At 70.3% G+C, this 18,906-nt stretch carries 16 protein-coding genes; 9 read left to right on the top strand and 7 right to left on the bottom strand.

The genetic code is table 11. From position 1 onward, the window contains the following. Positions 1-55 precede the first annotated feature (55 nt). A complete protein-coding gene (gene putP / locus M8I34_RS21340; protein ID WP_250051274.1) occupies positions 56-1,555 on the bottom strand; it encodes a sodium/proline symporter PutP in 1,500 nt (499 codons plus the stop codon). Between the two features lie 739 nt (positions 1,556-2,294). On the opposite strand from putP, the gene M8I34_RS21335 reads away from it, so the two are divergent. The 6 genes from M8I34_RS21335 to M8I34_RS21310 all read left to right on the top strand — a co-directional run bounded on the left by M8I34_RS21335 (position 2,295) and on the right by M8I34_RS21310 (position 8,760). Then, on the top strand, positions 2,295-2,675 hold the full coding sequence (locus tag M8I34_RS21335; protein ID WP_250051272.1) for a peptidase inhibitor family I36 protein: 381 nt from the start codon (positions 2,295-2,297) through the stop codon (positions 2,673-2,675). Between the two features lie 157 nt (positions 2,676-2,832). Next, on the top strand, positions 2,833-4,008 hold the full coding sequence (locus M8I34_RS21330) for a hypothetical protein (protein ID WP_250051269.1): 1,176 nt from the start codon (positions 2,833-2,835) through the stop codon (positions 4,006-4,008). Continuing rightward, a complete protein-coding gene (locus M8I34_RS21325; RefSeq protein WP_250051267.1) occupies positions 3,897-4,631 on the top strand; it encodes a hypothetical protein in 735 nt (244 codons plus the stop codon). Before M8I34_RS21330 ends, M8I34_RS21325 begins: the two co-directional genes overlap by 112 nt. A gap of 383 nt (positions 4,632-5,014) precedes the next feature. Continuing rightward, complete coding sequence (locus M8I34_RS21320; RefSeq protein WP_250051265.1) at positions 5,015-6,397, top strand: family 2B encapsulin nanocompartment shell protein; 1,383 nt, start codon at positions 5,015-5,017, stop codon at positions 6,395-6,397. Between the two features lie 181 nt (positions 6,398-6,578). Beyond that, a complete protein-coding gene (locus tag M8I34_RS21315; RefSeq protein WP_250051414.1) occupies positions 6,579-7,955 on the top strand; it encodes a cysteine desulfurase in 1,377 nt (458 codons plus the stop codon). 145 nt (positions 7,956-8,100) lie between these two features. Further along, on the top strand, positions 8,101-8,760 hold the full coding sequence (locus M8I34_RS21310) for a hypothetical protein (protein ID WP_250051263.1): 660 nt from the start codon (positions 8,101-8,103) through the stop codon (positions 8,758-8,760). A 55-nt stretch (positions 8,761-8,815) separates the two neighbouring features. Here the strand turns inward: M8I34_RS21310 and M8I34_RS21305 are convergent, their stop codons facing one another. The 3 genes from M8I34_RS21305 to M8I34_RS21295 all read right to left on the bottom strand — a co-directional run bounded on the left by M8I34_RS21305 (position 8,816) and on the right by M8I34_RS21295 (position 10,991). After that, on the bottom strand, positions 8,816-9,331 hold the full coding sequence (locus M8I34_RS21305; RefSeq protein WP_250051262.1) for a hypothetical protein: 516 nt from the start codon (positions 9,329-9,331) through the stop codon (positions 8,816-8,818). Between the two features lie 247 nt (positions 9,332-9,578). After that, positions 9,579-10,142 carry a GNAT family N-acetyltransferase gene (locus tag M8I34_RS21300; protein WP_250051412.1) on the bottom strand — a complete coding sequence of 188 codons (564 nt, stop codon included), beginning with the start codon at positions 10,140-10,142 and terminating at the stop codon, positions 9,579-9,581. Positions 10,143-10,385: 243 nt separating this feature from the next. Continuing rightward, complete coding sequence (locus tag M8I34_RS21295) at positions 10,386-10,991, bottom strand: TetR/AcrR family transcriptional regulator (protein ID WP_250051260.1); 606 nt, start codon at positions 10,989-10,991, stop codon at positions 10,386-10,388. Positions 10,992-11,280: 289 nt separating this feature from the next. Between M8I34_RS21295 and M8I34_RS21290 the strand changes: the two genes are divergently transcribed. Then, on the top strand, positions 11,281-12,453 hold the full coding sequence (locus tag M8I34_RS21290) for an NAD(P)/FAD-dependent oxidoreductase (protein WP_250051258.1): 1,173 nt from the start codon (positions 11,281-11,283) through the stop codon (positions 12,451-12,453). Positions 12,454-12,679: 226 nt separating this feature from the next. Then, positions 12,680-13,828, top strand: a complete 1,149-nt coding sequence (locus M8I34_RS21285) for a serine hydrolase (protein WP_250051248.1) — start codon at positions 12,680-12,682, stop codon at positions 13,826-13,828. A 112-nt stretch (positions 13,829-13,940) separates the two neighbouring features. On the opposite strand, the gene M8I34_RS21280 is transcribed toward M8I34_RS21285, so the two are convergent. Further along, the gene (locus M8I34_RS21280; RefSeq protein WP_250051247.1) at positions 13,941-15,428 is read right to left on the bottom strand and encodes a PLP-dependent aminotransferase family protein; all 1,488 of its coding nucleotides are present in this window, start codon (positions 15,426-15,428) and stop codon (positions 13,941-13,943) included. Positions 15,429-15,495: 67 nt separating this feature from the next. On the opposite strand from M8I34_RS21280, the gene M8I34_RS21275 reads away from it, so the two are divergent. Beyond that, the gene (locus M8I34_RS21275; protein ID WP_250051245.1) at positions 15,496-16,257 is read left to right on the top strand and encodes a YitT family protein; all 762 of its coding nucleotides are present in this window, start codon (positions 15,496-15,498) and stop codon (positions 16,255-16,257) included. Between the two features lie 45 nt (positions 16,258-16,302). Here the strand turns inward: M8I34_RS21275 and M8I34_RS21270 are convergent, their stop codons facing one another. Together M8I34_RS21270 and M8I34_RS21265 are read right to left on the bottom strand one after the other, a co-directional pair. Then, a complete protein-coding gene (locus M8I34_RS21270; protein WP_250051243.1) occupies positions 16,303-16,938 on the bottom strand; it encodes a GNAT family N-acetyltransferase in 636 nt (211 codons plus the stop codon). Positions 16,939-17,192: 254 nt separating this feature from the next. Next, positions 17,193-18,764 carry an IPT/TIG domain-containing protein gene (locus M8I34_RS21265; protein WP_284050609.1) on the bottom strand — a complete coding sequence of 524 codons (1,572 nt, stop codon included), beginning with the start codon at positions 18,762-18,764 and terminating at the stop codon, positions 17,193-17,195. Positions 18,765-18,906 lie beyond the last annotated feature (142 nt).

Genomic DNA, 18,906 nt, shown 5'->3' with positions numbered 1-18,906 from the left:
GCCCCGGCCGGGGCACGGCTCGGCACCCGGCAGCCGGCCGTGCCGACCCGCGGACTCAGCCGACCGGCACCGCGGTGGCCTTCCGCTCCATAGGGCCCGACCAGGTGCGGCGCGGAGGGTGGCCGACGAACTTCCCGAAGACCAGCGCCGCCGCGGTGGCGGCGAGCACGCCCGGCACCATCTCGTAGATGCCCGACTGGAGCGGCCCGAGGAGCGGATCGATCTGCTTCCACATGACGACCGTGACCGCTCCCGTCACGATGCCGGCCATCGCTCCGGCCCGCGTCATGCTCGGCCAGTAGAGCGACAGCAGGATGACCGGTCCGAAGGCGGCGCCGAAGCCCGCCCAGGCGTACGCGACGATGTCCAGTACGGCGCCGCCGCTGAGGGCGATGGCGTAGGCCACCAGCGCGACGACCACCACCGTCACACGAGCCGCCAGCACCATGGCCGCATCCGAGGCCCGCCGCTTGACGAACGCCCGGTAGAAGTCCTCGGTGAGGGCCATCGCCGAGACCAACAGCTGGCTGTCCGCAGTGGACTTGATCGCGGCCAGCACGGCGACCAGCAGGATGCCCGCGATCCAGGGGTTGACCAGCTGGGCGCAGAGTTCGATGACGACGGTCTCCGGATTCTCCAGCGGCTGGTCGAGCGCCGCGATCCCCACCAGTCCCACGAGCGAGGCGCCGGCCAGACAGACGACCACCCAGCTCACACCGATACGGCGGGCCAAGGGGATCTCGCGGGTGCTGCGGATACTCATGAAGCGGGCCAGGATGTGCGGCTGGCCGAAGTAGCCCAGTCCCCAGGCGAGCAGGGAGATCACGGCCACCGCACCGAGCGGCTCACCGGACGTCCACCGGGCGCCGTCGAAGTGGGCCTTGGCTCCCATGTCCAGCAGGGCGGGAGTCTGGTCGGCGAGCGCATCATGCATCGCGCCGAATCCCCCGAGCAGTCCGATGCCGATCACGGGGAGGGCCACGGCCGCGCAGAACATCAGGGTGGCCTGCACCGAGTGCGTCACACTCACCGCACGGAAGCCGCCCAGCACGGTGTAGACGACGATCACCACGGCGAAGACGGTGAGCGCGAACTCGAAGCCGCCCCCGAAGATCCCCTCGAACAGCACTCCCCCGGCCAGGAGTCCGCTGGCCACGTAGACGGTGAAGAACACGACGGTGACGGTTGCCGAGACCAGGCGCAGCATCCTGCTGCCGTCCTCGAACCGCTCCTCCAGGTAGGCCGACAGCGTCTTGGCGTCGCCGGCCAGCTCGGTGTACGTACGCAGACGCGGCGCGACCAGCCGCCAGTTGAGGTAGGTGCCGACGGCCAGGCCGACGGCGATCCACGAGGCGCCGATCCCCGCCGCGTAGACGGCACCTGGCAGTCCCAGGAACAGCCAGCCGGACATATCGCTGGCCCCCGCGGACAGCGCGGCCAGCGGCGCACTCAGCCGACGCCCACCGAGAGCGAAGTCGGAGAACGTCAAGGTCTCCTGATACGTCCAGATGCCCACAATCACCATGGCGAGCAGGAATATGCCGAATATGATCATGACCGGTACGATCAGGGGTGTCACCACTGCTCCTCGGTGCAGATACTGCCGGGTATCGCGCGGGCCGTGGGGGATCCCACCAGGAATCCCGGAAGGGAAGGCTCCGGCGCGAGCTGACAATACGGATCTCCCCTCGGGAGCGGCACCCCTTTGCACGGATGTCCCTTGCAATCAAAGGCGCCACAGCGTCGAGGCCGGGCCGGGGGCCAGGGCCATACCGGACGCCGTTCCCCACAACAGGCAATACCTTCAGCTGCCATGACGTCCGCGATGCGAGACACGAGCGGGCTTCCGGTTCACCGCGGACGTCGCGAGGCCGGCCCGTGATGCCGAACCGACCGTGGTACCGAACCGACTGTGATGCCGAACCGACGGTGATCCCATGGCCCGCTTGCTTGAGGGGAGTTGCGGTCCGCCACGCCGCCACCGGGGTCTGCGGGCGAGCGGGACGGGCCGGGGTGGTGAAGGTTGTGACGGGCCGCGTCGTGGTGCTCTCCGCGTGAGTGGTGGTGCGTGCGGCGTACGCCGGGGACCTGCGCCGCCACGCTCCAACAGCCCCTGGTGCGGCCAGAAATGCCCTGAGTGGGCATCACGACCGCGAACCATACTGGTGACGCTTCGCCGCCGGCCGCCGATGGCGCCGGCCGGGCGTCGCTTTCCTGCTCGTGCGTGATCCTTCCCAGCCGATCCGGAGCGGCCCCGCCCCTCCGGCCGTCCATCGAGGAAAAGGAGTTCCACCATGCGCCGCATCCGCTCGTTCGCCGTCGCCGCAGCTGCCCTGGCCGCCGCCTTGGGGACCGTACCCACGGCGTCCGCGACACCTACGGAATCCGCCCGCGCGGCGGCCTTCAACTGCACCTCCGGATATTTCTGCATCTACAGCGACTGGAACGGCGGGGGGACCCGTTGCCAGTGGTCACAGTCCAGCAAGGCGAACACCGCCGACGACTGCTCCTTCATCCAGAGGGGACAGAATGTGCGTTCCGTATGGAACAACACCAGGCATCGGGTGCAGTACTACACACAGACCAACTACCACGCACGCGTCGGGTCCACCCCCTCCGGGGCCGGCGGCAACCTCCAGGGCAGCTATCAGATCCGTTCCTTCAAGCCGCAGTAGGAGGAACCTGAGCCGGAACCGAAGCCGGACCTGACCTGACCTGACCTGAGACCAACCGGACCCGGACCGGAGCGAGTCGGCGCCGGCAGCGCGGGCCTCATCCATGGGTCCTACGCCTTGACCTGCTGCTGTCCGTCCGGACGGCTAGGGTGCGCGCATGAGTTCCATGGGTGACCCGCGCGTCGCGTTTCTCTGGGAGACCGTTGTCCACCGGGACTTCGATGTCGAGCTCGACGAACCGGGCCGCCGCAGTGGTGCCGCCCTTGAGGCGCTGACAGCCGACCTCGGGATACCGGACGACGCGGAGGGTTGTGGCCCCGTCGGTGAGTGGGCGGACAAACTGTCCAGACCCCTCACCGCGGGGCTTCCCGCGCTTCTGGCACGGCTCTCCCACCCGGACATCGCGGTGCGACGCATCCTGCCCGTGGTGCTCGCCTACGCGCACGCGCCCGCCGAGGAGGTGGTGATCCCCGCGCTCCTGGCCCGCAGTGAGAGTGACCCCGATGCCCCCGTCAGGCTCGGGCTGCTCTTCGCCCTGGGCCTGCACTGCGACCGACCGGAAGTGCGCGACCACCTACGGCGCCGTCTGCAAGGTGAACCGGCCGACGCGCTGGGAGCCGCCCTCGGCCTGCTCCTGCCTCCGGTCGCGGAGACCGATGCCGAGGTGATCGGCGAGGCGCTGGAGGCTCTCACTCTGTGCGGCGGCGAGGCCGGTGAGGCGCTCGCGGAACTGGCATGGTGCGACCCGGAATGGTGCGGCCTGCCGGCGGCGTACGGCTCCGTGGACGCGGTCGATTCCTGGCTCACCCCGACACCCGGGCTGCGCTCCCGCTGGCTGACCCGGATGCTGCCCGGTCTGTGGGACGGCCGCCTCGACGCCTCGGCGGCACCCGTGCTGGTCGAGGCCGCGGACCGACTGTTCCAGCAGGACCGCGATGCCTTTGCGGGCCATGCGCGGGCTGTCGCATCCCTGCTCGAACACCCCGACCCGCTTGTACGGCGCGCGGCCGTCAACACCCACCATCTCCCCGCGCACCGCACCTACACCGAAGCCCTGGCGGGAATCCTGCAAGCCCCCGACCCCGGCTCCCGCTCGGGCACCGACTCCCTCTCCGGCTCCGACGCCGACGCCGACGTGTTCGAGAGGGCCCTCGGCGTGCTCGCCCGGCGCGGCGACCCCCGGTGCATCCCCCGATACAGCAGCGGATCCGGCAGGGCACCGTGCACGCCGGACTGCTGCGGGCAACGGCGGACCTGGCCGACCATCTGTGGCCGCACATCCGGGCGCGGCTCGGCCACGACCTTCCGGCCGCCGAGGTCTGCTCGCTGCTGACCGGTACCTCCGCATGGCGCGGGGGTGCCCCTGCGCTCCCCCAGGTCGTCACCGCTCTGGAGCGGCTGAGCCGCCGCATCGACGCCACCGATTCACCCGAGTTCGATGTGCTCGAAGCGGCTTCAGCCGCCTGTACGTTCCTGCGCACGTGGGGGCTGTCCGACGAGGCCGCACTGTCCGCTCTGCGTCGGCTCGCCCGCACGGGGGACCTCGAACTCGGGCTTGCCGCCATCCGCACCCTGATGGGCCTGGGCGAGTCATCGGACGACGAGGTAGTGCTCCTACTCCTGAATGTCCTTGCGCGCCGTGACCGCCCCGGCCGAGTCGCGGGGCGGCGTGGCTGGCGATTCGACACCAACGCCTGTGCCTGGCTGGGCGAGTTGGGCCCGCGAGCCCTGTCCGCCTCCCCCGTCCTGCGCAGTTTGCGCGACACCGCGACGGAGACGGGCGAACTGCGCGTGGCAGCGGCTTCCGCACTGTGGGAGATCACCGGTGACGCCTCCGGCGCCCTGCCCGTTCTCCGCGGTTACGCCACCGCCGAAGGCCCCGCCGCCGCACGCGCCCGAGACGCCCTGAGACGCATCGAGCGTACCTCGCCCAGCACATCCGGCACGAAAGCGTGAGGCGGAGCGCGAGGCCGCGGCGGCGCTTGCGCGGTGCTGACGGATCGTCAACTCCCCACGCATAAGCCATCCTTTAGGAATCGCCAAGCGCCCTTATGAGGGTAAATCACGTCGCATATCGGGTGCCCGGAGGAGCGGGGCGAGAGGGCCCGACGCCTTGACGCGACGAGGTTCCGGAATGCCCACGCATGGTAGCGGCGTCGCAATGGCAAGCATTAGCACGTTCATGCGTAATTGCGAATTTCGTGCGGCAAGCATTTCAGGCCTAACGCCGGCAAACGGTTGGTTGCGGGCGAACGGGCTTCGACAAGACGATCAGGGTTCCGCGTGTCGTTCGGCCGTGCGCCGGCCGTCCGGCATGCCTGTCGACGAGGAGGGGTCCTGTGAACGACCAGACCAGTCTCAGCCCGGATGCCGCACGGCAGCTCGCGACCACGACCAAGACCAGCCCGCAGATGCGCGGCATCACCCCGCGCTATCTGCTCCGCGCCCTGCCCTGGGTGGACGTCGAGTCGGGCGTCTTCCGCGTCAACCGCCGTCGCACCTACGTCCTCGGCGACGATCGGATCAGCACCCACTCCGACGGCGGTTCGCCCCGCGTCGTCCCGGGAGACCTGCGGGAACTGCCGTACCTCAGGGACGCCGACGACGCACTGCTCTCCGAACTGGCGCACTCCTTCACCGAAGTCACCTTCGAGGCCGGCGAAATGCTGGCCCAGGACGGTGACGCGCACGACCAGCTGTGGGTGATCGCCCAGGGCCGCGCCGAGAAGCGGGTGAGCGGCCGCTACGGCGAGGACGCCGTACTCGAAGTGATCGGCGACGGCCAGTTCTTCGATCTCGGCGCCTGGACCCGTTCCGAGCCGCTGCCCTACCGCGTCAAGGCGCTCACCCCTGGCGTGGCACTGTGCGTCGAACGCAGCGTGCTCGCCGGGCTGTGCGACCGCGATGCGACAGTGCGGGGAGCGTTGGATGCCTACGTCGCGGCGGACGGGGTGCTGCCGGGCGCCGAGGTACCGGTCGATCTCAGCGCCGGGCATGTCGGCGAACCCGAGCTCCCCAGGACGTTCGTCGACTACGAGGACACTCCCCGCGAGTACCACATGACCCTGGCGCAGACCGTGCTGCGGGTGCACACCCGGGTCTCCGACCTCTACAACGGACCCATCGACCAGACCCGTGCCCAGTCCAACCTGACCGTGCACGCGCTGCGTGAACGGCAGGAGGCCGCGCTGCTCAACCATCCGGAATTCGGTCTCTTCAACAACGTGGCCCCGGGTCAGCGGGTGCAGGCGCGCACCGGTTCCCCGACCCCCGACGATCTGGACGAGCTGCTGACCCGGGTCTGGAAGCAGCCCGGGTACTTCCTCGCACACCCCAGGGCCATTGCCGCGTTCGGGCGGGAGTGTACGCGCCGGGGCGTGCCCCCGATCATCGACAACCGGTTCGGCAGCCCGCTGCTGACCTGGCGTGGCGTCCCGCTGCTCCCGTCCGACAAGGTGCGCTTCTCCGGCAGTGCGGGCATCGGCACCACCGAGATCCTGCTGATGCGCACGGGCGAGGCCGAGCAGGGCGTGGTGGGCCTGCGTCCCGCGAAGGTGGAGGACGAGGTGGAACCCGGCCTGTCGATGCGGAACATGGGCGTCGACCCGAAGGGCATCACGTCGTACCTGATGACGGCGTACTTCAACACCGCGGTGCTGGTGGAGGACGCGCTGGCCGTGCTCCAGAACGTCGAGGTCTCCAACTACCATGACTACTCCTGACGTTCCCCGGAGTCTGTGGCCGAGCACGGCTCCGGCTCCGGCTCCGGACGCTCCGGCCGGCGGCCTGATGCCTGCCGATCCGGTTACGGCGCTGGCTGCGGCCCTGGCCATGATCACGGGCACGGGCACAGCCCCGTCCACGGCCCCGTCCACGGCCCCGGTCACGGACCCGTCCACGAGCATGGTCACGGACTCCCCACCAGCCCCGGCCACGGGCCCGGTCTCCGCCGCCCCGGCCGCCACGGCTGCCCCGTCCGCCGCCCACCCCGTACAGCCCGCCATCCCATCCGCACAACCAACTCTCGTACCTACAGAGCCCGTTGGTCTCCCCGGTCAGCCCGCAGCCTTCTCACCCGAGGTGGCGCGCCGGGACTTCCCGATCCTGCACCGGACCGTGAACGGGCACCCGCTGGTCTGGCTGGACAACGGGGCCACCACACAGAAGCCCCGCCAGGTGATCGAGACACTGGCCGGCTTCTACGGATCCGCCAACTCCAACATCCACCGTGGTGCGCACACCATGGCCCGGGAAGCCACCGAGGCGTACGAAGCGGGCCGGGCGGCGGTCGCCCAGTTCCTGGGCGCGGCGTCACCGGACGACATCGTCTTCGTACGCGGCACCACCGAGGGGATCAACCTGGTCGCCCAGACCTGGGGGCGGGCCAACCTCGGTCCGGGGGACGACATCCTGGTGCCTGTACTGGAGCACCATTCGAACATCGTCCCCTGGCAGTTGATCGCCAAGGAGACCCGGGCCCGGGTGGTACCCGTACCACTGCAACCGGACGGGCAGATCGACCTCGACGCGTACGCCGATCTGCTCTCCATGCGCACCCAGCTCGTGGCGGTCAGCCAGGCGTCGAATGTGCTCGGCACCGTGCCGCCGGTGCGCGAGATGACCGCACTCGCCCATCGCTACGGCGCCAAGGTACTGGTGGACGGGGCACAGGCGGTGGCGCACTTCCCGGTCGATGTGCAGGACCTGGACGCCGACTTCTATGTGTTCTCCGGCCACAAGCTGTTCGCCCCGACGGGCATCGGCGCCTTGTACGCGAAGCCGGAGGTCATGCGGAACATGGCGCCGTGGCAGGGTGGCGGCAACATGATCGAGTCGGTCGACTTCACCCGAACCACCTATGCCCCCGTGCCTCACCTCCTGGAGGCCGGTACGGGGCACATCTCCGGGGTGGTCGGACTGCTGTCCGCGCTCAACTGGCTGACGTCCTTCGACCGGGACGCCATCGCGGCCTACGAGACCTCGCTGATGGCATACGCACAACAGGCCCTGGCCACGGTCCCCGGACTTGAGCTGCTGGGCTCCGCGCCCGACAGGATCGCCGTACTCACCTTCACCCTCGCGGGCCACGACCCGTCAACGATCGCCGACTGGCTGGACCGCGACGGCATCGCCATCCGGGCCGGCCACCACTGTGCCCAACCGGCACTGGCCCACTACGGCCTGGAGAGCGCGGCCCGTGCCTCGCTCGCGCTGTACAACACATCCGAGGAGGTGGACAAGCTGGTGGCATCGCTGCACCGGCTACAGCAGGCCGCCTGACCCCGCTGTCCGTCCGGCGTTGCCGACCGGGACCCATCCGGTCGGCAGCGCCGGCGCCGTGAACCCGGCCCTGTGGATAACTCAGCCGGTGGCATCGCCCCGGGTCATACTGAGGGCCTGTCAGGGATGAGGGGGAGCGAAAGTCATGACGTGGTCACGAGACGAGGCCCGGCCGCCGCATCGGGTCGATGAGCTGTCGTCCGCCCGCTGGATCGAGAACGGGGTCGGCGGGTTCGACAGTGGTGTGCAGGCCCTGCTGCCGGCCGGGTTCGAGGCGTATGTACGGCTGCTGCATCCCAGCGAACCGGCGGACGGCCGGTTCGAGCGGTGGGCTGAGGTCGCCCAGCGGTCCGGCCGCAGGCTGCACCCTCTGGCGCGCTTCGAGGAGGTGGCCGGTCCGGGGGACGAGCCACCGTGGCAGGGTTCGCTGCCCGAGCATGTGCTGGCGGCGCTGTGCGCCCTGCTGGCGACGGAGACCAGCACCCCGCGGCAGTGCCTCTTCGGGCTCTGGGAAGGGTGGGGCTGGCTCCATGACGAGGGGCCACGGGTGCAGTTGAGCGGGCGCGCCTACGCGTTGTACGAGGGGCCGATCGAAGCGGCAACGGCTCTGGGAGACCGGAGTGCGGGGGTCTTCTTTCCGCAGGCTCCGAACCTGTGGTGGCCGCAGGACCGGGCCTGGTGCGTCGCCACGGACGTGGACCTCGATTCGACTTACCTCGGCGGGTCCGCCCGCCTGGCGGAGCGATTGGCGGGCGAACCACTCTTCGAAGTGTTCCCGGTGGCGCTCAACGACCGGATCGGCTGAGCCGTTCGTCGAGCGCCTGACGCGGAAGGATCGGCGCCTTCGGTGTGAAGTCCGGTCAGCGCTTCTTGCAGGCGTTGATACGGACCGTGGCGCTGGTGTGCTTCACCTGCTTGGTGTGCGGGGTGTACCCGGGCGGGAAGGTGACCACACCGGCGGCGTACCCGGTGTACTTCTGCCTCTTGACGCAGCGGCGCGCGGCGTTCTGGCTCACCTTGTTCTTTCCGGCATTGGCCTTGGTCCCGCTCTGCTTGTACAGGCTTCCGTTCTTGTACAGGCCGACACGGAGGGCGAGCCGCGCCACGCCCTTGGTGCACTTGATGTCGGCGGTGACGTTCACCATGTGCCGGTTGTCGGCGTGGGCGTGGTGGGAGTAGTGCGGGAGGTGGGTGGTGAGCTTGCAGGTGATCACGTCACCGCTGCGGGCATTCACCGTCTGGAAGGTGGTGGCGCCGGTCGCGGTGCCGGGCCCCCCGTCGGCGGGCGCCGAAGCACCCGCGGTTCCCGCTCCCAAGGTCAAGGCCAGCGCTCCGGTCAACGCTCCGGCGAGCAGTGTCCGCTGTACGTTCCTCATGAAATTCCCCCTGTGTGGCGCCCGTTGGGGCACCTTGCTGATGCCACGTCACCTCTCATGGCTGAGACGAGGCGAGGCGTCTTGGTTATATGATTCCGCATCAGGGGGCGGTTGGAGGGGTGTTTCGCAGATGTCCCCGTGGTGGTGGTTCTCCACTGCGGCGGCGCTCGGCCTCGGGCACGGCGTACGGGCACGGGCGTACGGGTGATCGCCGGCCCCGAACCCGCCGGGCTCGGGCCGGCAGCGGTCACCGGCCGGATGTGCGCCGCTCGCGCCACTCCTGGGCCAGGACCGACCAGACCTCCATGTCATGCCGTACGCCGCGGTACGGATTGCTCTCCCTCAGCACTCCGTCCCGCACCATGCCGAGCCGCTTGGCGACGTTGATGCTCGCGGTGTTGGAGGAGGCCGCGATCCACTCCACCCGGTGCATCCCACGTTCCTCGACCGCCCAATCGATGAGCACCCGGATCGCGCGCGCGATCAAACCCCGCCCGACAGCCGCCTCCTCCAGCCAGCAGCCGACCTCGCAGTTGCCGGACTCGGCGTCGAACGTCCGGAACAGCACACCGCCGACGAGCACTCCGTCCGTCCAGATGCCGTAGAGACGACCGCTGTCGGCAGCGGCCTTGTCCGCGTACGACTGCAAGAACGCCGTGGCGGAGACGAGATCGGTGGCGCGGTCCGACAGCGCAATGTACTGGCCGATGTACTCGCGGCCCCGGTCGATGTGGGCGAGGTACTCCTCGGCATGCCGCGGCTCCAGCGGCCGCAGCTCGGCACCGTCATCACCCAGCGAGATCGCAAACACCCGGTTACCCCCGTACACACCGCTATGTCAGCCTGCTTGCCTGCCTGCGGCACGAGCTGATCTGCCTTCGCCCGGCGCCGCACGCGGAATCGTCCCACAGAGCCTGCATCGCCGCCCCACCCCTCCCCACACCTCCGCGTCCCTCCCCGCGCTGCCCTTCCTACTGCCTTTTCCTGCTGCCTTTTCCTGTTGCCTTCGGACGGCCTGGTGCCGAGCCGGTGTGGCTGCGGCATCCGGTCGCGGTCACCCGCCCTGGCCGGGGTGGTCTTCCTGGCGCGCCAGGGGGGTGGTGGCCCAGCCGTGTTCCAGCAGGGCGAACAGGTCGCGCATGGTCCGGGCCGGGTCTTCGCTCGCGCGGGCGATGCCGGGGGCTTCCAGGGCGAAGCGTGCCAGGCCGGTGACTGCGGGGGCGTCCGGGGCGAGCCCGGTGGCCTCGGCGAGGGTGGCGGCCAGGGTCTTCTCGTGGCGCGACCACATGCGCCGGGCGTAGTCCCGCAGCGCGGGGGTGGATTCGACGAGGACGAACGTGGGGTCGTCGGTGCGCACGACGGTTCGGGTGTGCACCATGTGGTCGCGCAGGGCGTGCAGCACGGGCTGACCGGGGGCTCGGTCGCGAACGGCGGCGACCAGGGCGCTCTCGACGTCCGCGTCCAGGTCGAAGACGAGGGCTTCCTTACTGGGGAAGTGCTTGAAGAGCGTGCTCAGCGAGACATCGGCCGCCTCCGCCACCTCGCGCACACCGACGTCGTCAAAGCCGCGTTCGGTGAACAGCCGCAGTGCGGCATCCGCCAGGGCCTGCCTGGTCTGAGCCTTCTTGCGCTCACGGCGCCCTGTCGTTGTCTCCGCCATGCCCTCACCCTACCCCCTGGGGGAGATTCGATCGCAAAGGCGATCAGATAGAAAGTCGGAGCAGTTGTACTTTTGGAGCTGCTGTGTTTCTGTTGGCGGGTGAGCGGCCGGCCGATGGCCCGCCCTGCCCCTCCTGTCTGTCCCCACGGCCTGTTCCCGCACCAGGCGCCGAAGACCAACCTGCGCCTGCGCCGCACACCGGCCGCCGCGCCGCACCCCGCCCCGATCGCCAGGGCAGCACCACAACTCACCAGCACTTGCTTGATCCGTAGAACGGAGCGTGACCCTTATGTCCACCACCACCCCTCGCATCGCGATCGTCGGCGCCGGCCTCGGCGGCCTCGTCTGTGCGCGCGTCCTGGAGCAGCACGGCGTGCCGGTCACGGCCTTCGAGCATGAGTCCGGCCCCAACTCCCGCTCGCAGGGCGGCACTCTCGACATCCACGAAGAAACCGGCCAGGTCGCCCTGCGCGCAGCCGGACTGTTCGACCAGTTCCTCGCGCTGTCCCGGCCCGAAGGCCAGGAGTGGCGCCTCTACGATCGCCGCGCGAACCTGATACGCCACGACCAGGCCGGCGAGGACGATCTGAGCAGGCCCGAGATCGACCGCGGCCGGCTGCGCACGCTCCTGCTGGACTCCCTCGCCCCCGGCACGGTCCGCTGGGGCCACTCCGTAAGGGCCGTCACCCCGCTGCCCCACGGCACCGCCCGCCTGCACCACCATGACGACACCGTCGAGGACTTCGACCTGGTCATCGGCGCCGACGGCGCCTGGTCCCGGGTACGCCCCGCGCTCTCCGACGCCCAACCCGCCTACTCCGGTGTCACCTTGGTGGAGGCCCACTTCGACGACGTCGACCACCGTCATCCCGGCATCGCCCGCCTGGTCGGTCGCGGCACCATGTCGGCCAAGGCGGGCCGCCGCGGCCTGGTGCTCCAGCGCAACAGCAACGGACACGTCCGCGCCTACATCAACTTCCGCGGCCCCCAGGACTGGCACTCCGGCCTCGACCTCGCCGACACCGAAGCCGTACGCGCCCGCCTCCTCGCCCAGTACCAGGGCTGGGACGAGAGCCTGCTGGCCATCCTGCGCGACAACGAGGGCGGCTTCATCAACCGGCCCATGTTCGTCCTTCCCGCTCCCCACACGTGGCGGCGTGTCCCCGGCATCACCCTGCTCGGCGACGCCGCCCACCTGATGCCGCCCATCGGCGTCGGCGCCAACCTCGCCCTGCTCGACGGTGCCGAACTCGCCCGAGCCGTCGTCGACCACCCCACCCTCGACGAGGCCCTCGACGCCTACGAAAGCGTCATGCTCCCCCGCGCCGACGACAACGCCAAGACCGCCCAGCAGATGCTCGCCACCCTCATGCCCGACACCGACTCCGACGACGCCGCCTTCCCCGACGCCATCTGGCCGGCCAAGGACCTCCTTGACTCGGGCCCCGCTCAGACCAGTTGAGCCCGGCCGGCCGACCACGCCCCCGCCCGCCGGTGGGACTCCAGAGGTCACCGAGCAAAGCCCCGGGGGTGTCGGCCGCCTGTCCGGCGCGGGGAAGACGAGCTGTCGAGGCCAGATCCTGTCGATGAGCGTCGGCTGAACGGGTCGGATTCGGTGTCTTCCGCCCGATGAATCCGCGCCGGGGCGGGAGTCTTACCTCGGACCGCACACCTACGAAGGTGGACTGATGACCAACCTGCACGACATCCTCACGACGCATATCAGCGACGGGCCGGTGCCCGGAGCGGTGACTTTGGTGGCGCACGGCGACCGGGCCGAGGTGCAGGCCGTCGGGTCGGCCGACGTCGACGGCACCTCCCCGATGGCCCGGGATTCGCTCTTCCGGATCGCTTCGCTCACCAAACCCGTCGTCGCCGCGGCGGTCATGATGCTGGTCGAGGACGGCCGGATCGCACTGGACGACCCGGTCGGGAACTGGCTGCCGGAATTGGCGTCACCGACCGTCGTCCGCTCACCGGACGGTCCGGTCGACGAGGTGGTCCCGGCTGTCAGACCGATCACCGTGCTCGATCTGCTCACTTCGCGCGCCGGACACGGCTTCCCCTCGGACTTCTCGCTGCCGGTGGTCGGACGGTTGTTCAGCGATCTGAAACAGGGCCCGCCGCAACCGCAGCTCGTCCCGGCGCCGGACGCATGGATGGCGGCGCTGTCCCGCATTCCGCTGCTGCACCAGCCGGGCGACGGCTGGCTGTACAACACCTCCTCGGACATCCAGGGGGTGCTGATCGCCAGGGTCTCCGGCCGACCGTTGCCCGAGTTCCTGGCGGAGCGGCTGTTCGAGCCGCTGGGCATGGCCGACACCGGATTCGACGTACCGGCCGGCAAGCTCGACCGGTTCACCAGCTGCTACCGGCTCGATCAGGCGGGCGGTGTCGAACTGGTCGACGCGCCCGACGGGCAGTGGAGCAGTCGTCCGGCATTCCCGTCCGGCGCCGGCGGGCTGGTCTCGACCGTCGACGACTGGCACGCCTTCGCCCGGATGCTGCTCGCCGACGGGACCGTCGACGGCCGCCGGCTGCTGTCGCCGACATCGGTACGGCAGATGACCACCGACCACCTGACCTCTGCCCAGCGCGAGGCGGGCAGGGTGTTCCTGGAGGGCCAGGGCTGGGGGTTCGGCGGCTCGGTGGACATCGAGGCCATCGAGCCCTGGAACGTGCCGGGACGCTACGGCTGGATCGGCGGCACCGGAACGGCGGCGCACCTCACCCCGTCCACCGGCGCGGTCACCATCCTGCTCACCCAGCTGGCACTGACCGGACCGACCCCGCCCGTGCTGATGCGGGAATTCTGGCGGTACGCGGCGGAGGGCTGAGGCGAGGGCGCTGGGGCTGTGGCCGGGGAAAGGCGCCGTGCGCGGAGAAGTAGATGAGGGTGGTCACCGCGTCGGTCCCCGGCCCGCGGACGTCCGGGCGGGCGGGACGCCTTCAGGCGACCCAGTGCGGCCGCCGGGTGGCGGGCGAGGGTGACGGTCCGGCAGCGAGCGCGGCGGCCATCCGGCGCACGGCCTCGCGCAGGGTGTCCGGAGGTGTGGTGTAGGGGATGCGGAGGCGCTGCTCGAAAATGCCCGGGTCGGTGGCGAAGTAGGTACCGCCCTCCATCCGCACGCCGTAGTCCTGTGCCCGCTCGGCCAGCGCCGAGGCGATGGGTGCGCCCAGGTCGACCCATAGCGACAGGCCGCCGGACGGCAGGTGCCAGGTCCACTGCGGGAAGTGCTCGGCCAAGGCGGCGGCCAGGGCGGCCCGTTGCTCGCGCAGCTGTTCCAGGCGGGGCGGCAGCAGTTCCCCGGCCCGCGCCAGCAGCGCCAGGGCCAGCAGCTGGTCCAGGACCGAGCCGCCCATGTCGGTGGCGACCCGCTGGCCGGCGAGTTCGGTCACGAGCCGCGCCGGGGCACGCAGCCAGCCGATACGCAGCCCCGCCCAGTGCGTCTTGCTCATCGAGCCGATGGTGACGACCTGGCCGGCTCCACCGGGCGTGGTGTGGGTGGCGAAGGGCGGCGGTGCCGGGACGTCGAGGGCGAGGTCGGCCAGGGTCTCGTCGATGACGAGCCAGGTACCCGAACGTTGGGCGGCGCGCAGGACACGGGCACGCTCGTGATCCGGCATCAGACAACCGGTCGGGTTCTGGAAGTCGGGTATCAGGTAGGCCAGTTGGGGCACCGACTGCCGCAGGGTCGACTCGACGATCTCGACATCCCAGCCGGTGTCGGTCACCGGGACCGACACGGTGCGCACCCGGGCGCGGCGCATGGCGTCCAGAGCGTTCGGATAGGACGGGTTCTCGACCACGATCCGGTCGCCGGGGCGGCACAGCAGCCCCATGACCAGGGTGAGGGCATGCTGAGCGCCGGAGGTCACCAGGATCTGTTCGGGCAGGGTGGCCAGGCCCCGCCGGGTGAATCGCTCGGCGATGGCGGCGCGCAGTTCCGGAAGGCCGTAGGGGTGGTAACCGGGAGTGTGCGCGTGCTCGGCCAGCTGCGGGGTGACCTGGGCGAGCGCGTCGATGAGTGTCTGCCCCGGCAGTCCGGGGGCCGCCCTGGCCAGGTCGATGGCGGTGTCCTGGGTTTTGAGGAGCCGGGTGATGCCACGGGGCGTACTGCCCTCCGGCAGGTCCGTCCAGGTGCCGGAGCCCTGGCGGCTGTACGCGTAACCGCTCTCGCGCAGCAGGTCGTACACAGCGGTGATGGTGGTCCTGCTGGTGTTGAGGGCGGTGGCCAGTTCCCGTTCGGCGGGGAGTCTGACGTGCAACGCGATCCGACCGTCCAGGATCAGGGTGCTGATCGCCTGGGCCAGGTGCCGGTAGGCGGGCCGTGCCCCCGCCGGGTCGGGCAGCAGGGCGGCGAGCCGGCGGCTGCCCAGGGTCCGGTCGGTGCGGTCCGCCCGGTCCACGCGCGGGAAGGGATGCGACTCGGCCATACCACTCCCCCGGGATTGGCCATGTTTCCTGGTCCAATCACTGTACAGAGTCGCCCCCAATGGCCTTATGGCGCAGGCGCACACGGTGGAGGCGGTCGGCATGGAGCAGAAGTTCACGGACCAGGACGAGCGGGAAGTCCCGCGCCGCCGTCACGGGGGACGCGTCGCGGCAACACTCCGGCCCCGTGCGACCCCGTCCCTGCCCCCGCTCACCTATGTCCGCCTCGGTGAGCGTCCGCTGCGACGCTTCCCGCAGCTGTTCGCCGGGCTCGCCCTGTACGGATTCAGCCTCTCGGTCATGGTCCGGTCCTCACTGGGCCTCAGCCCCTGGAGTGTCCTGAACGAGGGCCTGGCACACCACACTTTCCTGAGCTTCGGAACGCTCACCGCGGTGGTGGGCGTTCTCGTGCTGCTGTTGTGGATCCCGCTCAGGCAGAGGCCGAAGTTCGGCACCGTCGCCAACATCGTCGTCGTGGCCTACGCATCCGACCTCGGGCTCCCCGCCCGGGTCGGCCTGCTCGTCGGCGGTGTCCTGCTCAACGGGCTGTCCATCGCGGTCTACGTCGGCGCGCGCTTCGGGCCCGGCCCCCGCGACGGGCTGATGACCGGCGCGTCCGCCGCCACCGGGCGTTCCCTCCGGCTCATCCGCACCCTGATCGAGATCACCGTGCTCGCCGTGGGCCGGCTGCTCGACGGCAGCGTGGGCGTCGGCACCGTGCTGTACGCACTCATGGTCGGCCCGACCACCCACTTCTTCCTGCCCTGGTTCGCCTACAGCACCCCTGCCGAACGCGGGGGCAGGGGCAGCAGTGCAGGGGCGACGAGGTAGGCAGCATGCGCCGCCCCGCACGGCATCTGTTCAACGACCGTATCGTCAGGGCCGGTAGATGCATGCTGCCAGCGGCGCGTGCACCTTCCATCCCAGCGTCTCGTACAGCGCGCGCCCGTCGTCGGTCGCGCCCAGCACCCCGAGGTCCGCGCCCCCGTCCACGGCATGGTCGATGAGGGTGCGCATCACGAAGTTGCCCAGACCGCGACGGCGGTGGGCCTCCTCGGTCGTGACACGGTCGACGACCACGGCCCGCCCGAGGACGGCCATCTGCCCCTGGGCGGCACATTCGCCCGAGGCGTCGTACACCCGGACGTGGACGACGCCATCGCGGCTCTCCCCGGTCGCGGTGTAACCCTTGGGCGCCACCGGGGCGGTGGTGGCCCGCAGGTCCGCGGCCATCAGATGTCCCGACTCCTCCTTGTCCGCCACCCAGCCCGCCGGGAGCCACTGCCCGGCCTCCTCGGGCGCCATGGGCACCTTGAGCCAGGTGTGCGGCACGGTCACCGAGTCCGCGGCGTCACGGACCGCGGACTCGTCGGCGCAGGGCAGTACATGGCGCCCCACTTGGCCGGGCGTACCCACCTCGATGTAGAGCCCCCAGGGGTGCTCGACCGGCCGAGGCGTCTTTCGTGACAGGGCCCAGCCCGATGCCCAGGTCCTGACCAGTTCCGGAATCATGCAACCCCCTGAAGTAAGTGACGCTATCCAGTAGCGCACCTTACGCCAGCGGATGGGATCGCGGCATCACCTTTGTGTCGCAACTGCCGGGCACCGAGCGGGAGGACCCATCGGGAGAAGTTGCCGCTGGGGTGGTGACCACTGGGTGGTGATCATTGGGGTGTTGATCACTGAGGTGTTGTGTCGTCGGCTGTGGCGGCCGGTGCAGTCTCCCCCTCCTGCTCCGGACCGCCCGCCCTGGGCCGGCCCCACACTCAGATCCCTGGTGCAGCAACCCGGTTGTATGTCACCGGAGAGCTGATGCCGCCGGGCGTGGTGACCGTGACATCGAGCGGCCCGGGGGCTCCGGGCGGGGCGTCGACGACGATGTGACTGTCGGAGACGACGGTGAACCCGGCGGGGCTCCCACCGACGAGCACCGCCGTCGCCTGGGCGAGGTGGGTGCCGGTGAGGGTGAAGGTGATACCGCCGGAGGTGGGGCCCTGATTCGGGATCAGAGTCGCGACGACGGGTGCCGGCAGATAGGCGTAGGAGACCGCGTTGCTCGTCCCACCGGCAGTGGTGACGGTGACGTCGGCCGGACCGGCCGCTCCCGCAGGAACCACGGCGGTGATCCGGGTGTCCGATACCACGGTGAACGCCGTGGCCGCGGTGGTCCCGAAGCGGACCGCGGTGGCCTCGATGAGGTTGGCGCCGGTCAGGGTGACGGTGTTCCCGCCCGACAGCGGGCCCGAGGGTGGGGCGACGGCGGTGAGGATCGGGGTGTTGACGTAGAAGTAGGCGCTCTGGAGAGAGCTGGTGCCGCCCGGGGTGGTGACCGTGAGGGTGACCGGACCGGCGGGGCCCACGGGGACCACGGCGGTGATCTGCGTCGGGGAGACGACCGTGAAGGAAGTGGCCGGGGTGGTGCCGAAGGTGACCGCGGTGGCTCCGGTGAGGTTGACGCCGGTGAGGGTGACGGTGTTCCCGCCCGAGATGGGGCCCTGGTTGGGGACGACACTGCTCAGGACGGGTGCCCCGGCGTAGGTGTACGAGATCCCGTTGCTGGTGCCGCCCGGGGTCGTGACGGTGACCGGCACGGTGCCGGTGCCGGCCGGGGCGACGGCGGTGGTGTGAGTGTCGGAGACGATGGTGAAGGAGGCTGCCGGCGTGGCACCGAAGCGCACGGCGGTGGCGGTGGCCAGGCCCGTGCCGGTGAGGGTGACCGTGGTGCCCCCGGCCTCCGGACCCGAGGCAGGAACCACCGAGGTCAGGACCGGCGCGGAAACCGACGTATACGTGAACGGCACACCATTGCTCGTCCCCCCAGGCCCCGTCACCGTGACCTGCACCGTGCCAGAACCCGCAGGCGCCGTCGCCGTGATCTGCGTCCCCGAATTCACCACAAACGACGCCGACACACCACCGAACCGCACCACCGTCGCACCCGAAAACCCCGAACCCGACAACGTCACCGACGTCCCACCAACCGCCGGACCCGAAGCAGGAACCACCGACGACAGAACCGGCGCGGATGTGGTGACGTAGGCGTAGGTGACGAACTGATTGCTGGTGCCGCTGGGGGTGGTGACGGTGACCTGCACGGTCCCGGTACCGGCCGGAGTGAGGGCGGTGATCTGTGTGTCGGAGTCGACGGTGAACGAGGACGGTGTGGGGCCGAAGCGCACGGCGGTGGCGCCGGTGAAGCCGGTGCCGGTCACCGTCACGGGACTGCCCCCCACGGTGGAACCCGAGGCGGGGGAGACGGAGAGGACTGCGGGTGTGGCTGCGGCCAGCGGCTGCGCAGCGGAAGTTTCGGGCGAATGTGCTGAGCGATTCACGGCCATGATCCTTCGTGGGCGTGAGCCCCGGCCGGCCGCAGAGGAGAAGCGCCGGGCCGAGGCTCGTCGGGGGATGACGTAGGCCCGGACAGGGCAAGGGTGCGCCCTGTCCGGACAGGCTGTGCGCGCCTGGCGGCGGGGCCAGGAC

Source organism: Streptomyces sp. MCA2, assembly GCF_023544705.1.
In the GTDB taxonomy this organism is placed as follows: Bacteria; Actinomycetota; Actinomycetes; order Streptomycetales; family Streptomycetaceae; genus Streptomyces; species Streptomyces decoyicus.
The sequence above is the reverse complement of the archived record's forward strand: the minus strand, read 5'-3'. Positions and strand labels throughout refer to the sequence as shown.

What these genes read in the sequence shown, in the direction of transcription:
- M8I34_RS21280 (WP_250051247.1), bottom strand. Translation starts at nt 15,428, where the DNA reads ATGGCCGAGTCGCATCCCTTCCCGCGCGTGGACCGGGCGGACCGCACC.
- M8I34_RS21295 (WP_250051260.1), bottom strand. Translation starts at nt 10,991, where the DNA reads ATGGCGGAGACAACGACAGGGCGCCGTGAGCGCAAGAAGGCTCAGACC.
- M8I34_RS21265 (WP_284050609.1), bottom strand. Translation starts at nt 18,764, where the DNA reads ATGGCCGTGAATCGCTCAGCACATTCGCCCGAAACTTCCGCTGCGCAG.
- M8I34_RS21315 (WP_250051414.1), top strand. Translation starts at nt 6,579, where the DNA reads ATGGTCACGGACTCCCCACCAGCCCCGGCCACGGGCCCGGTCTCCGCC.
- M8I34_RS21305 (WP_250051262.1), bottom strand. Translation starts at nt 9,331, where the DNA reads ATGAGGAACGTACAGCGGACACTGCTCGCCGGAGCGTTGACCGGAGCG.
- M8I34_RS21275 (WP_250051245.1), top strand. Translation starts at nt 15,496, where the DNA reads ATGGCGCAGGCGCACACGGTGGAGGCGGTCGGCATGGAGCAGAAGTTC.
- M8I34_RS21270 (WP_250051243.1), bottom strand. Translation starts at nt 16,938, where the DNA reads ATGATTCCGGAACTGGTCAGGACCTGGGCATCGGGCTGGGCCCTGTCA.
- M8I34_RS21285 (WP_250051248.1), top strand. Translation starts at nt 12,680, where the DNA reads ATGACCAACCTGCACGACATCCTCACGACGCATATCAGCGACGGGCCG.
- M8I34_RS21310 (WP_250051263.1), top strand. Translation starts at nt 8,101, where the DNA reads ATGACGTGGTCACGAGACGAGGCCCGGCCGCCGCATCGGGTCGATGAG.
- M8I34_RS21290 (WP_250051258.1), top strand. Translation starts at nt 11,281, where the DNA reads ATGTCCACCACCACCCCTCGCATCGCGATCGTCGGCGCCGGCCTCGGC.
- M8I34_RS21330 (WP_250051269.1), top strand. Translation starts at nt 2,833, where the DNA reads ATGAGTTCCATGGGTGACCCGCGCGTCGCGTTTCTCTGGGAGACCGTT.
- M8I34_RS21335 (WP_250051272.1), top strand. Translation starts at nt 2,295, where the DNA reads ATGCGCCGCATCCGCTCGTTCGCCGTCGCCGCAGCTGCCCTGGCCGCC.
- putP (WP_250051274.1), bottom strand. Translation starts at nt 1,555, where the DNA reads ATGATCATATTCGGCATATTCCTGCTCGCCATGGTGATTGTGGGCATC.